Below are 12,248 nucleotides of genomic sequence, written 5' to 3' on the forward strand. Positions count from 1 at the left end.
TGTCTGCGCTGGCCCCTTCGCGAGCAGGCTCGCTCCCACAGAGAACATCATTCCAGTGTGGGAGCGAGCCTGCTCGCGAAGAAAGCGACGCGGTCGGATCAGGTACGCATCCCGCGCCCGCTCACCAGCAACCGCGCACAGCCGAGATACAGCACCACGGTCGCCACCAGCATGAAGGTGATGGCGATGCCGATACGGATATCCGAGACACCAAGGATGCCGTAGCGGAAGGCGTTGACCATGTGCAGCACCGGGTTGGCCAGCGACACGGTCTGCCAGAACGGTGGCAGCAAAGTGATCGAGTAGAACACGCCGCCCAGGTAAGTCAGCGGGGTCAGCACAAAGGTCGGAATGATCGAAATATCATCGAAGTTGCGCGCAAACACCGCGTTGATGAAGCCCAGCAGCGAGAAGATTGTCGCGGTCAGCACTACCACCAGAATGGTCACGCCGAGGTGATGCACCTGCAGATGGGTGAAGAACAGCGACAGGATCGTCACGATCAGCCCCACCGCCAGACCGCGCAATACCCCACCAATGGTGAAGCCGATCAGGATCGTGTGCGGTGACACCGGCGAGACCATCAGCTCTTCGATCGAGCGCTGGAACTTGCTGCCGAAGAAGCTCGAGACCACGTTGCCGTAGGAGTTGGTGATCACCGACATCATGATCAGCCCCGGCACGATGTACTCCATGTAAGTGAAGCCACCCATGTCGCCGATCTGCCGGCCGATCAGGTTGCCGAAGATCACGAAGTACAGAACCATGGTGATCGCCGGCGGCAGCAGCGTCTGCGGCCAGATCCGCATGAAGCGTTTGACCTCGCGGTAGACGATGGTTTGCAGGGCGACGAGGTTGGGCCCGAACTCGGAACTCATACCGCCACCTTCGACAGATTTTTCTCCACCAGGGACACGAACAACTCCTCGAGGCGATTGGTTTTGTTACGCAGGCTCAGCACTTCGATGTTCTGCTGCGCCAACTGGGTGAACAACGCCGTGATGCCCATGGATTTGTCGACCTGCACCTCCAGCGTGTGGCCGTCGAGCAATCGGGCCGGGTAGCCGAGCAATTGCGGCGCCGCGCTCAAGTCGTTCTTCAGGTCAAGCAAAAAGGTCTCCACATGCAACTGGCCCAGCAACTGTTTCATGCTGGTGTTTTCGACGATGGTGCCGTGGTCGATGATGCCGATGTTGCGGCACAGCTGCTCGGCCTCTTCCAGGTAATGCGTGGTCAGGATGATGGTGATGCCCTTCTGATTCAGCTCGGTGAGGAAGGTCCACATCGAACGGCGCAGTTCGATATCGACGCCCGCAGTCGGCTCATCGAGGATCAGCAGACGCGGTTCATGCACCAGCGCACGGGCAATCATCAAACGCCGTTTCATGCCGCCGGACAGCGAACGCGACGGCACATCACGCTTGTCCCACAGGCCGAGCTGGGTCAGGTACTGCTCGGCGCGTTCCTTGGCGACTTTCGCCGGAATGCCGTAGTAACCGGCCTGGGTTACGACGATGTCGAAGGTCTTTTCGAACTGGTTGAAGTTGAATTCCTGCGGCACCACGCCGATCGAGCGTTTGAGCGCCGCCGGGCTCTTGTCCAGGTCATTGCCGAAAATATTCACGGTGCCGCTGGTCTTGTTGACCAGGGTCGAGAGAATGCCGATGGTGGTGGATTTGCCGGCGCCGTTGGGGCCGAGCAAGGCGAAAAAGTCACCTTCGGCGACGTCCAGATCGATACCACTCAAGGCCTGGAACCCGTTGCCGTAGGTTTTGGTTAGCTGCCGGATGGACAGAGCGGAACTCATATCGGATTTACGCACCAAGAAGGAAGGAAAGAAGTAAATAAGGGCGGGCGGCGAGGGAAACAACCGCGGCGCAAGTTCGCAATGGTGCTTGCCCCCGCCGCACAAGTACAGTCAAGTGTGTCGATAGTAATTATCAAGTCAACGCGGTCATGACCGCCTTCTGATAGGCCGCACGCTGCTTCAAACGTTCATACCAGGCCTGCAGATGCGGTTGCGGAGCGCGCTCGATGGGCATTTCGAACCAGGCGTAAATGAAGCTGCCCAGCGGAATGTCGCCCATGCCGATGTCATTGCCGGAAAGATAGGGCTGGCTGATCAAGGCGTGGTCGGCCATGTTCAGCAATTCATCGCATTCCTTGATCGCGGCGTTGATCGCCTTCCAGTCCTGCTTCTCCGCAGGCGTGCGCAGCACACCCCAGAACACCGTGCGAAACGGCCCGGCGAAACTCGACGTGGTCCAGTCCATCCATTTGTCCGCCGTGGCGCGGGCTTGCGCATCCGCCGGATACCAGGCGCTGTCCGGGGCGTGTTTGGCCAGCAGATAGCGAACGATGGCGTTGGATTCCCACAGCACGAAACCGTCATCCTCGATCACCGGCACCCGGCCATTCGGGTTCATCGCGCGGTACTCGGGCGTGTCGACCACACCGAACGCGCCGCCGGCGTCGATGGCCTCGTACGCCAGGCCCAACTCTTCAGCAGCCCACAATGGCTTTCTGACGTTCGATGAATTTTTCCGTCCCCAGATCTTCAGCATGACCGCCTCTTTGCAAGTGAGTGGACGGCCAGCATACGCCGGATCAGGTGCGACTCAAATCGGCCTGCATATCGCCCAGCAGCACCGGCAGTTGCTCACTGAACAGATGCGGATAGCACTTTTGCAGGTGCTCGAAGAAGAAGGTTTCCGGCACATCGGTGAATTGGCCGTGATCGAGCAGATACTCCATCAACTGCGCGCCGTCACGGTTGAACGGATGGAAAACGCTGTCATTGATGCCATCGAACTCCAGCGCTGCGACGTTGAACAACTCGCACAATTGCTGGTTGAACGCTGGCGTCGCCTTGACCCAGCGGCCGTCGAGAAACAGCTCGGTGTAGCCATGCATGGCAAACACATCGCTTTTCAGCAACTCGAGCAGACGTGGCGTCGACAGGTGATTGCGCACATCGGCCAGACCGATGCGCGCCGGGATCCCGCAATGCCGCGCACAACCGGCAAGCAGCGTGGCTTTCGGCACGCAGTAACTCTCCCCTGCTGCGAGTGCGTAACTGCCGCGCAGGGTTTGCGGATCACGGCTGAAGGTGTACGGGTTGTAGCGCACCGCCTCGCGCACGGCGTAATAAAGACTGATCGCCTGCTCACGCGGATCATTACTGGCACCGCGATGCTGCTCGGCGAACTCCACCACTGCCGGGTGGTCACTATCGATGAAGCGGCCGGGGCTCAGATACTCGTGCATGACGGCAATCTCCTGGATGAGCCACGAGTCTAGCGACAGCCTGAGCACAGAGATAACGACGTTTCGGCCAAACCTGAAAGCAAAGCTGCGCAGCAACGAACGATTTCCCACACGTGTTGCCCACCGAACCTACGAAAACCATCCGGGGTTTCCCACGATTTCAATCACCATGCTCTGACCACCCTTATTTGCAGATGCCGTCTAAGCTCTGGAGGGTCGATTTGCCTTGGTTCACGGAGGACTGAATATGCTGTTGTTGTGGATACTGGTTTTGATCGTCGGCGTGGCGTATCTCGCCCATCGACGCATCGCCCCGCTGCCCGCGTTGGGCATCGTGGCGGCCTATCTGGTCGCCATGGGGATTTTCAGTCACGCGCCGGGCTGGCTGCTGTTTGTCTTATGGGTCCTGTTGGCGGTGGTCGCCGCGCCATTGTTGCTGCCTGACCTGCGCCGCAAGCACTTCACCGCGCCGCTGTTCAACTGGTTCCAGAAAACCCTGCCGCCGATGTCGCAGACCGAACGCGACGCGATCGATGCCGGCACCGTATGGTGGGACGGCGAGCTGTTCAGCGGCCGTCCGGACTGGGACAAACTGCTGTCCTATCCAAAAGTGCAACTGAGCGAAGAAGAACAAGCCTTCATCGACGGGCCGACCGAAGAGCTCTGCGCGATGGTCAGCGACTGGCAGATCGGCCAGTCCATGGACCTGCCGCCCGAGGCCTGGACGCACATCAAGGAACACGGCTTTTTCGCCCTGATCATTCCCAAGGAATACGGTGGCAAAGGCTTCTCTGCCTACGCTCACTCGCAAGTGGCAATGAAACTGGCCACGCGCAGCGGTGACCTCGCCTCAACCGTGATGGTCCCGAACTCCCTCGGCCCGGCCGAATTGCTGCTGCATTACGGCACCGATGAACAACGTAATCACTACCTGCCGCGCCTGGCCCGTGGCGACGATATCCCGTGCTTCGCCCTCACCGGCCCGCTGGCCGGTTCCGACGCCGGCGCGATGCCCGACACCGGGATCATCTGTAAAGGCCAGTGGGAAGGACAGGAAGTCATCGGCCTGCGCCTGAACTGGGAAAAGCGCTACATCACCCTCGGCCCGGTCGCTACCCTGCTTGGCCTGGCGTTCAAGGCTTATGACCCGGATCACCTGCTCGGTGAAGAGGAAGACCTCGGCATCAGCCTGGCGCTGATCCCGACCGATACCGCAGGTGTGGAAATCGGTCGTCGTCACCTGCCGCTGGGCGCCGCGTTCATGAACGGTCCGAACTCCGGCAAGGACGTATTCATTCCGCTGGACTACCTCATCGGTGGTCAGGAAATGCTCGGCAAAGGCTGGATGATGCTGATGAACTGCCTGTCGGTCGGGCGTTCAATCTCGCTGCCAGCCGTCGGTACCGGTGCGGCCAAGTTCACCAGTCTGGTCACCGGCCAGTACGCGCAGATTCGCGAGCAATTCAATGTACCGCTGTCCGCTTTCGAAGGCATCCAGGAAGCCATGGCGCGCATCGGCGGTAACGCGTGGATGATGGACGCCGCCCGCATGCTCACCGCCAACGCGGTGGATCTCGGGGAAAAACCCTCGGTGCTGTCGGCGATCCTCAAATACCACCTCACTGAACGCGGCCGCGAATGCATCAGCCACGCCATGGATGTGCACGGCGGCAAAGCAATCATCATGGGGCCGAACAACTACCTCGGCCGCAGCTGGAACGGCGCGCCGATCTTCATCACCGTCGAAGGCGCGAACATCCTGTCGCGCAACCTGATGATCTTTGGTCAGGGCGCGATCCGTTGCCATCCGTTCGTACTCAAGGAAATGGCCCTGGCCGGTCGCCAGGATAAAGACCAGGCACTCAAGGAATTCGATGGCCTGTTGCTCAAGCACATCGGTTTTGCCGTGAGTAATGCCGCCAGCACACTGGTGCTGAACCTCGGGCTCGGTCATTTCGAACCTGCGCCGGGTGACAGGATCAGCCAAGGCTACTTCCGCGCGCTCAACCGTCAAGCCGCCGCATTCGCCATGCTCGCCGACTTCAGCATGATGCTCCTGGGTGGCGAACTGAAACGCCGCGAACGTCTGTCGGCTCGCCTTGGCGATGTACTGAGCAACCTGTATCTGGCCTCCGCCGCGCTCAAGCGTTATCACGACCTGGATTCGCCGGCGTACATGGAGCCGCTGTTCCGCTGGGCCATGGAAGAAAGCCTCGGCCAGTCGGAGCGTGCGCTGGATGAACTGCTGAGCAACTTCCCGAACAAAGTCTTCGGCTGCCTGCTCCGGGTCATCGTCTTCCCGTTTGGTCGCCGTCACAAAGGCCCATCGGACAAACTCGGCGCTGAAGTCGCTGCGGTCATCGGTCGCGCCAAGGGCGATCCGGCGCTGGAAGAACTGCTCGCCGGCTGCTACCGCCCGCAATCGGCGGACGATGCCGTGGGCGCGCTGCAACACGCCAGTGACCTGCTCAATGCCGCGCAACCGCTGCACAAAAAACTGCACACCGCACTGAAGAGCGGGCAGGTCAAACCGGCAGCCGGCGAACATGCCATCGATGCCGCGCTGGAAGCCGGCGTGCTGCAAGCCGTCGAAGCGCAAAGCCTGCGCGACGCCGAAGCGGCCCGCCGCAAGGTGATCGACGTCGATGATTTCGCCAAAGAGGAACTGACCCAGGCAGCGGGCAAAGTCCGCTGATCCCGGTTTATGTGAAAAAACGGCGCGAGGGCTTTATACTCCCGCGCCCGTTTTGCTCTTGAGGACTTATCTCGTGTCCAACGTCGTTGCCGATCATCTCGTGTTGCTCGACCACCTGCGCAGTATCCTGGTCGCCGTAGGTGAGGCCGAACAAGTGCCCGAAGAAAGCCATGCCCTGTTCCTCGAGCGCTTCGACGAACTGCTGGCCTCCCTGCCGATCGACCCTATCGAAAGCCAATACCTGGGCCAGGACATCCTCACCCAAGTCATCAGCCGCTACCCGCAAATCGCCCACCTGATCCCGCGCGACCTGCTGTGGTTCTTCGCCGGCGACTGCCTGCACTACCTCTCCGACGAAGAAATCGACCTCTACCAGGCCCTCGAAGAACGCCGCTACGAAGCCGAACAGAACGACGAACCGTTCGACTGGAACCAGGAAAAACAACTGCTGGCCATGTCTGCGCAGGACAGCAAGCACTGATATTCAAACGGAAATGAAAAGGCCCGCATGGAAATTCCATGCGGGCCTTTTTTTCAAGATCAAAAACACCCTCACCCTAGCCCTCTCCCGGAGGGAGAGGGGACTGACCGCGCTGTTTGGACGAGGTAAGTCGACCTGAATTACCGAGTCGAATGAGATTTCGAAAAGCCAAAAAATCGGCTCCCTCTCCCTGGGGAGAGGGCTGGGGTGAGGGGAAAATCCACTACAAAACCAAAGCCAGACACCTCCCGCTCCTAACCACTCAAAACAATGAGCGCAAGCTCGAGTACCGCTCTTGATCTTGATTCACAGGCGACGTCGGAAGGCTGAGCGGAGGGATTGATCCGGGGGTGGGAGCGCAGCGACCGTCTGGCGCAGCCAGACACAGCGGAAGGAGGTGCAGCGAAGCAAACCGTAGCCGCTGCGCCCGGATCAGTCCCGGAGCGAAGGAACCCGAGCCTGCGAGGGCCGAACGCAGGAGCAAGCGTTTTGGTTACTTTTTGGCGTCTGAAAAAGTGACTCGCCGTAAGGGCGAAACCGCCAGAAGCAACAACCGAAGCAACGGATATTCACCCAAACCACCAGAGCATGGTCGGCCCAAAGGCCGCCAAGTCCCACCAAAAAAACCTCAAAGCAACCCCTCACTCTCCGGCAGCTCATACGCCACAGCCGCATTGCTCCCACTGGCAGATTTCCCGGGCCTACCCAACGTCGGCTCCTTCTGCAAACACTCCACCAGATAATCAATAAACACCCGCAACTTCGGCGGCAAATACCGTGTCGGCGAATGCAGCAGCCACAACCCGCCATGATAGGAAGCAAGAAACGTCCAGTCCGGCAACACCTGCACAATCAACTTCTGTTCCAGCGCATAACGCGCCGTGAAATACGGCAGACTGCCAATGCCGATGTGCTGCAACACCGCCCCCAAGCGCACGCCCGTGTGGTTCGCGGCATAACGCCCACGCACTCCGACCGTCACCGCCTTGCTGCCCTTCTTGAATTTCCAGCGTGCATCGCTCGGCGTTTCGCCCAGATAAATACAACTGTGGTTGAGCAAATCGTGAGGATGCGTCGGCGTGCCGTGTTCGGCCAGGTATTGCGGCGTGGCGCAAAGCAAATGATCGATGGTCAGCAACTGCCGCCCGACCAGACCCGCCGGCGGACGATCAGTGATGCGTATCGCCAGATCAACGTGATCATCGATCAGATCGACCTGACGATCTTCCAGCAACAACTCGACATCGACCTTGGGATAGCGGCGCAGAAACTCCGGCATGTGCGGATGAATCACAAAGCGCCCCACCGCTTTCGGCACGCTGACCCGTACCAGACCTTCGGCTTCGTGGGTGAACTGGCCGCTGATTTCCATCACCGACCTGGCCGCACTGACCATTTCCTGGCAACGCTTGAACACCTCTTCGCCGCCATCGCTCAAGCGCAGTTTGCGTGTGGTGCGTTGCAGCAAGCGCGTGGCCAACGCCTTTTCCAATCGGGAAATACTGCGACTGACCGCCGAGGGTGAGGAACCCATCTGCCGGGCCGCTTCAGAGAAGCTGCCGGTCTCGACAACCTTGACGAAAATCGCCATTTCACCCAGCAGCGGCAGCGGAAGATTGATGCTCACAACGCACAAGTCCTTTGATGTTCGAATGGATTATCACGTTATTGCACGATTCATATAATAAAAACAGAACTTCGATCAGGGCATGGAATATGACGCTTCGCCTGTTTTTTCACAGTGACGACCTCAAGGCGAATGTCGAAGTCCTCGACTGCACACCCCACGAGAACGAATTCGCCGTAGTGCTGCGCGCGACCCTGTTTCACCCCCAGGGCGGTGGACAGCCTAGCGATACCGGCTGGATCGGTGAAAGCCGGGTGTCGCGAGTGGTACAAGAGCCGGAGTGCATTGTGCATTTCGTCGACCGACCGCTGCCGCTGGGCATGACCGTCATCCGCATCGATGAAGAACGCCGCCGCTTCAACACACGCATGCACTCGGCCGGGCACCTGATCGGTCATTTCATTCAGGCCATGGGCTGGATGCCGATCAAGGCGCACCACTGGCCGGACGAAGGCCGGGTGCAATTCAAGCCGGGCGATGGCGCAGAAGAAGTCGATGCGCCAACCGTGCAAACCGGCATCGAGCAGTGGATCGAACACGATCTGCCGCGTCTGACTTCACTGCGCGAGGGCGCGCGGGAAATCAGTTTCGGTGAGCTGCCAGCCTATGGCTGCGGTGGCACCCACGTACGCAGCCTGAAGGATTTGGGCACAGTCACGATCGCGTCCCTTTCGCAGAAGAAAGGCACGTTGTCCGTCCACTACAGCGTGGATTGAGCATTTCGGACGTTGCCATCGCGCAGCGTCCGACGCCGGGGAACCGCACTCGCCGGTTCCGTTGACTATCGATAGATGGACCTAAAACAAATGATGCTAGACGTCGAGCGTCTCGATGAGACGTGCATAAAAAAACTGGCCAACGAAGAAGTCCTCGCCATCCGCGTCAAACGCTTTCTGCCCGAGCCGCTGGCGATCGAGATCGGCGACAAGATCCTCGCCCCGGGCTTTGAAGGCTACATCAACGCGCCGAGTATCGGCCGTATCGGCATGGCCTTTTACGAGGCGGAAAACCAGCCGCTGCTGATCGAGGACTACTTCGAACGCGCCACCCGCAACATCGACGAACTGCGCCAGCGCTGCGCGCCCTACTCTTCGCCGATCGACACGTTGCGCTGCATGCTCGACGAATCCTGGCCCGCGGGCGCGCATCTGGAAAACCTCTACGGACGCAAGATGTATGTCGGCTTGTCGCGGGTGGTCAAACCCGGCGTGTGCTTTCTTGCCCATCACGACATCTTCGCCAAGGACGCCCCGGACAGTTTTCAGGCGCGCAGCCTCGAGGCGCAATTTGCCTGCAACGTCTACCTGAACATGCCCACCGAGGGTGGCGCCTTGCAGATGTGGAATGACCACATCACCCCGGATCAATTCGACGAAATGCGCGGCGACAGTTATGGCATCGAGCCGTCGCTGCTGGGGCCGCCGGCGCTGGAAGTACGACCGCAGCCCGGCGATTTCATCATGTTCAATTCGCGGCGCATGCACTCGGTGACCCCGGGTGTGGCGGATCCGCGTTTGAGCCTGTCGTTCTTTGTCGGCTATCGCGGCAATGCCTCCCCTCTGACTTTCTGGAGCTGACATGCTTTCCAATTACCTGGGCGAATTTCTCGCATTGGCGACCATCCACTTTCTCGCCGTGGTGGCGCCCGGTCCGGACTTCGCCGTGACCATCCGCCAGAGCGTGCGCTTCGGCCGGCTCGTCGGCATCTGCACTGCGCTGGGCATCGGCGCGGGAATCTCCGTGCACGTGCTGTATACCCTGCTCGGCGTCGGCGCCTTGATGCACACCACGCCGTGGCTGCTGACTGTGGCCAAAGTGGTCGGTGGGGCTTACATCCTCTATCTGGGCGTCAGCCTGATCCGCAGCAAACCCAAGAGCAGCGTCGAAGGCGAAAAAACCGCCGATGAGCCACTGGTTGAACAGTCACTGTTCAAGGCATTCAGCACCGGTTTTCTGACCAACGCGACCAACCCCAAGGCCACGCTGTTTTTCCTGGCCATCTTCACCACGATCATCAGTGCCAGCACACCGCTGCAGATCCAGGCGTTCTATGGTTTGTGGATGTGCTTCGTCAACGCGCTGTGGTTCGTGATCGTCGCGCTGTTTTTCTCCAGCAACAAAGTGCGCCTGCTGTTCATGCGCCTTGGACACTGGTTCGAGCGCAGCATGGGCGTCATCCTCATTCTATTTGCCGGACGCCTGATGCTGTCGATGTAACTCGCACAAAAAAAGTCCCGGCATCAGTTGCCGGGATTTTTTCATTTGTGCGCCTCTTTTGCATTTCTGTGCGACAGATCAAGTTTGTGACTCCCTCTTCACCTGCTCATGGTGGTAGGTTGCAAAATGTTTCTGCCGCAAGCGTCAGACATATTCTCCCAATCTCTAGCAAAGGAATGCCTGTTACATGGTCTTTTCCCTGAAAAAACTGGCCGCTGCCACGCTCGTCATGGCCAGCCTCACCGCGTTTACCAGCGCCGCACAAGCCAACATCACTGCCGAGCAAAGTGCAGCGATTCTGAAATCCTTCGATGGCAAGAACCTGACGGACTTCCGTAGCTTCCTTGGCAGCCTGGCGAAAAGTGATCTGGCCAAGACGGATAAGCTCAACCCGTCCATCAGCGCCTTTCTCGACAACAAGACCCTGAACGCCGAACAGCAGAATGAAATTCATCGCTTGCTGGGCATTTATACCCGCGTGAAATATGGCAGGGCCGCGCTGGAAACCCTGCGCCAACTCGTCGAGATCCCGACCTTCCGCAAGGACGGCGTGGAGCAACACGACAACCCGGAATTCATCAAGATTGCCGGCGAGATCCAGAAACTCGCCGAATCTTTCGGTCTGAAATTCCGCAATGTCGATAACCGTGTCTACGAAATTTCTCTGGAAGGCAAAGGCGACGAAGTCGTCGGTATTCACGCGCACGCCGATGTGGTGCCGGTGACGCCGGAAAACTGGGTGCTGAAGGACGGCACCAAACTCGACCCGTTCAAAGTCACGCTGATCGGTGATCGCATGTACGGCCGAGGCACTGAAGACGACAAGAACGCGATCGTCGTAGCGCTGTATGCCATGAAAGTGATCAAGGACGAGAAACTGCCCCTGGCGCGCAACTTCAAGTTGCTGGTCGACACCACCGAAGAAACCAGCGGCGACGCCATTCCTTATTACTTCGAACGCAACCCGACGCCGAACTACAACATGGCGCTGGACGGCGGTTATCCGGTGGTGATCGCCGAAAAAGGTTACGGCACCGTCATGGCCAACTTTGCCAAACGCAAAGCTGAAGGCACCGGCGCGGAAATCGTTTCGATGACTGGCGGCAAAGCGACCAACCAGATCCCATCGGCTTCGGTGGTCACACTGGTAACCGACAAGCCAGCCGAGCTCGCCGCCAGTCTGCAAAAAGCCGGCGACGCTTATGCCAAGGCCAACGGCAGCGACTTCGAAGTCGCGGCGAAGGTTGATGGCAAGGACGTCAAACTGACCGTTACCGGCGTTTCTGCGCACTCCTCCGAGCCTGAGTCCGGCGTCAACCCGGTCGCGCGCATGTTGAGTTTCCTCAACAGCCTGAACGGCCAAATCGCGCTCAAGCACAACCAGTTCACCGACGCGGCGCGCTATGCCGATGACAACTGGGGCCTGGATTATCTGGGCAAAAAACTTGGCGTTGGCTTCTCTGATTCGTTCATGGGACCACTGACCACCTCGCTGACCTACGTCGGTGAGGATGACAAAACCTTCAAGCTGGCGGTGAATCTGCGCGTACCGAAGGGCAAGTCTCCGGAAAAGCTCAAGGCCGAGATCGCAGAAAAACTCGACGCCTGGAGCAAAAAGACTGACGTCGCGGTAGCCTTCGACTATTCAGTGGCTGAACCGATGTATCGCAACCCCGAGGGTGAGTGGGTCAAGGCGCTGCTTGCCGTAGCCAGCGAAAACCTCGGCATGAAGTCGCAATTTGGTACTTCCGCTGGCGCGACTTCGGTTCACGAATTGCCGAACGGCGTGCAATTCGGCCTGGCGCGACCTGAGGCCAAATACACCGGCCACACCGATGGCGAATTCAAAACCGTCGACCAGTTCCTGCTGGATCTGCAGATCGTCACGGAAATGATGGGGCGTGTCGGGCAGTTGCCGAAGCTTTGAATATCGGTTCAACCCGGTGGTAAAGAAAGGCCCG

11 protein-coding genes are annotated in these 12,248 nt (G+C 59.1%); 6 read left to right on the forward strand and 5 right to left on the reverse strand.

Annotation, left to right across the window (positions count from 1 at the left end; all coding sequences use genetic code 11):
• Nucleotides 1–98: 98 nt before the first annotated feature.
• The 4 genes from PspCFBP13508_RS05355 to PspCFBP13508_RS05370 all read right to left on the reverse strand — a co-directional run bounded on the left by PspCFBP13508_RS05355 (nucleotide 99) and on the right by PspCFBP13508_RS05370 (nucleotide 3,267).
• Complete coding sequence (locus PspCFBP13508_RS05355) at nucleotides 99–878, reverse strand: ABC transporter permease (RefSeq protein ID WP_056788203.1); 780 nt, start codon at nucleotides 876–878, stop codon at nucleotides 99–101.
• Entirely contained in the window at nucleotides 875–1,807 is a 933-nt protein-coding gene (locus PspCFBP13508_RS05360; protein WP_137213899.1) for an ABC transporter ATP-binding protein, read from the reverse strand. The genes PspCFBP13508_RS05355 and PspCFBP13508_RS05360 overlap by 4 nt, the downstream gene beginning before the upstream one ends.
• Nucleotides 1,808–1,940: 133 nt before the next feature.
• Nucleotides 1,941–2,564 carry a glutathione S-transferase gene (locus tag PspCFBP13508_RS05365; RefSeq protein WP_016771011.1) on the reverse strand — a complete coding sequence of 208 codons (624 nt, stop codon included), beginning with the start codon at nucleotides 2,562–2,564 and terminating at the stop codon, nucleotides 1,941–1,943.
• Between the two features lie 43 nt (nucleotides 2,565–2,607).
• The gene (locus tag PspCFBP13508_RS05370) at nucleotides 2,608–3,267 is read right to left on the reverse strand and encodes a transglutaminase family protein (protein WP_071173232.1); all 660 of its coding nucleotides are present in this window, start codon (nucleotides 3,265–3,267) and stop codon (nucleotides 2,608–2,610) included.
• A 247-nt stretch (nucleotides 3,268–3,514) separates the two neighbouring features.
• Between PspCFBP13508_RS05370 and PspCFBP13508_RS05375 the strand changes: the two genes are divergently transcribed.
• Together PspCFBP13508_RS05375 and PspCFBP13508_RS05380 are read left to right on the forward strand one after the other, a co-directional pair.
• A complete protein-coding gene (locus tag PspCFBP13508_RS05375; RefSeq protein ID WP_137213900.1) occupies nucleotides 3,515–5,962 on the forward strand; it encodes an acyl-CoA dehydrogenase in 2,448 nt (815 codons plus the stop codon).
• A gap of 73 nt (nucleotides 5,963–6,035) precedes the next feature.
• Nucleotides 6,036–6,443, forward strand: a complete 408-nt coding sequence (locus PspCFBP13508_RS05380; RefSeq protein WP_039760212.1) for a PA2817 family protein — start codon at nucleotides 6,036–6,038, stop codon at nucleotides 6,441–6,443.
• Between the two features lie 628 nt (nucleotides 6,444–7,071).
• Here the strand turns inward: PspCFBP13508_RS05380 and PspCFBP13508_RS05385 are convergent.
• A complete protein-coding gene (locus PspCFBP13508_RS05385; RefSeq protein WP_071173234.1) occupies nucleotides 7,072–8,070 on the reverse strand; it encodes a LysR family transcriptional regulator in 999 nt (332 codons plus the stop codon).
• 89 nt (nucleotides 8,071–8,159) lie between these two features.
• Between PspCFBP13508_RS05385 and PspCFBP13508_RS05390 the strand changes: the two genes are divergently transcribed.
• The 4 genes from PspCFBP13508_RS05390 to PspCFBP13508_RS05405 all read left to right on the forward strand — a co-directional run bounded on the left by PspCFBP13508_RS05390 (nucleotide 8,160) and on the right by PspCFBP13508_RS05405 (nucleotide 12,214).
• Nucleotides 8,160–8,786, forward strand: a complete 627-nt coding sequence (locus PspCFBP13508_RS05390; protein WP_130911834.1) for an alanyl-tRNA editing protein — start codon at nucleotides 8,160–8,162, stop codon at nucleotides 8,784–8,786.
• 90 nt (nucleotides 8,787–8,876) lie between these two features.
• Nucleotides 8,877–9,647, forward strand: a complete 771-nt coding sequence (locus PspCFBP13508_RS05395; RefSeq protein ID WP_122700212.1) for a 2OG-Fe(II) oxygenase — start codon at nucleotides 8,877–8,879, stop codon at nucleotides 9,645–9,647.
• Nucleotide 9,648: 1 nt separating this feature from the next.
• Nucleotides 9,649–10,287 carry a LysE family translocator gene (locus tag PspCFBP13508_RS05400; RefSeq protein WP_016773667.1) on the forward strand — a complete coding sequence of 213 codons (639 nt, stop codon included), beginning with the start codon at nucleotides 9,649–9,651 and terminating at the stop codon, nucleotides 10,285–10,287.
• A 187-nt stretch (nucleotides 10,288–10,474) separates the two neighbouring features.
• Nucleotides 10,475–12,214: a dipeptidase gene (locus tag PspCFBP13508_RS05405; protein ID WP_137213901.1), complete on the forward strand. Its 1,740-nt coding sequence runs from the start codon at nucleotides 10,475–10,477 to the stop codon at nucleotides 12,212–12,214.
• Nucleotides 12,215–12,248 lie beyond the last annotated feature (34 nt).

This window comes from Pseudomonas sp. CFBP13508, assembly GCF_005233515.1.
In the GTDB taxonomy this organism is placed as follows: domain Bacteria; phylum Pseudomonadota; class Gammaproteobacteria; order Pseudomonadales; family Pseudomonadaceae; genus Aquipseudomonas; species Aquipseudomonas mercuritolerans.

Coding starts and splice junctions, on each gene's coding strand:
- PspCFBP13508_RS05355 (WP_056788203.1), bottom strand. CDS start 878: ATGAGTTCCGAGTTCGGGCCCAACCTCGTCGCCCTGCAAACCATCGTC.
- PspCFBP13508_RS05360 (WP_137213899.1), bottom strand. CDS start 1,807: ATGAGTTCCGCTCTGTCCATCCGGCAGCTAACCAAAACCTACGGCAAC.
- PspCFBP13508_RS05365 (WP_016771011.1), bottom strand. CDS start 2,564: ATGCTGAAGATCTGGGGACGGAAAAATTCATCGAACGTCAGAAAGCCA.
- PspCFBP13508_RS05370 (WP_071173232.1), bottom strand. CDS start 3,267: ATGCACGAGTATCTGAGCCCCGGCCGCTTCATCGATAGTGACCACCCG.
- PspCFBP13508_RS05375 (WP_137213900.1), top strand. CDS start 3,515: ATGCTGTTGTTGTGGATACTGGTTTTGATCGTCGGCGTGGCGTATCTC.
- PspCFBP13508_RS05390 (WP_130911834.1), top strand. CDS start 8,160: ATGACGCTTCGCCTGTTTTTTCACAGTGACGACCTCAAGGCGAATGTC.
- PspCFBP13508_RS05395 (WP_122700212.1), top strand. CDS start 8,877: ATGATGCTAGACGTCGAGCGTCTCGATGAGACGTGCATAAAAAAACTG.
- PspCFBP13508_RS05400 (WP_016773667.1), top strand. CDS start 9,649: ATGCTTTCCAATTACCTGGGCGAATTTCTCGCATTGGCGACCATCCAC.
- PspCFBP13508_RS05405 (WP_137213901.1), top strand. CDS start 10,475: ATGGTCTTTTCCCTGAAAAAACTGGCCGCTGCCACGCTCGTCATGGCC.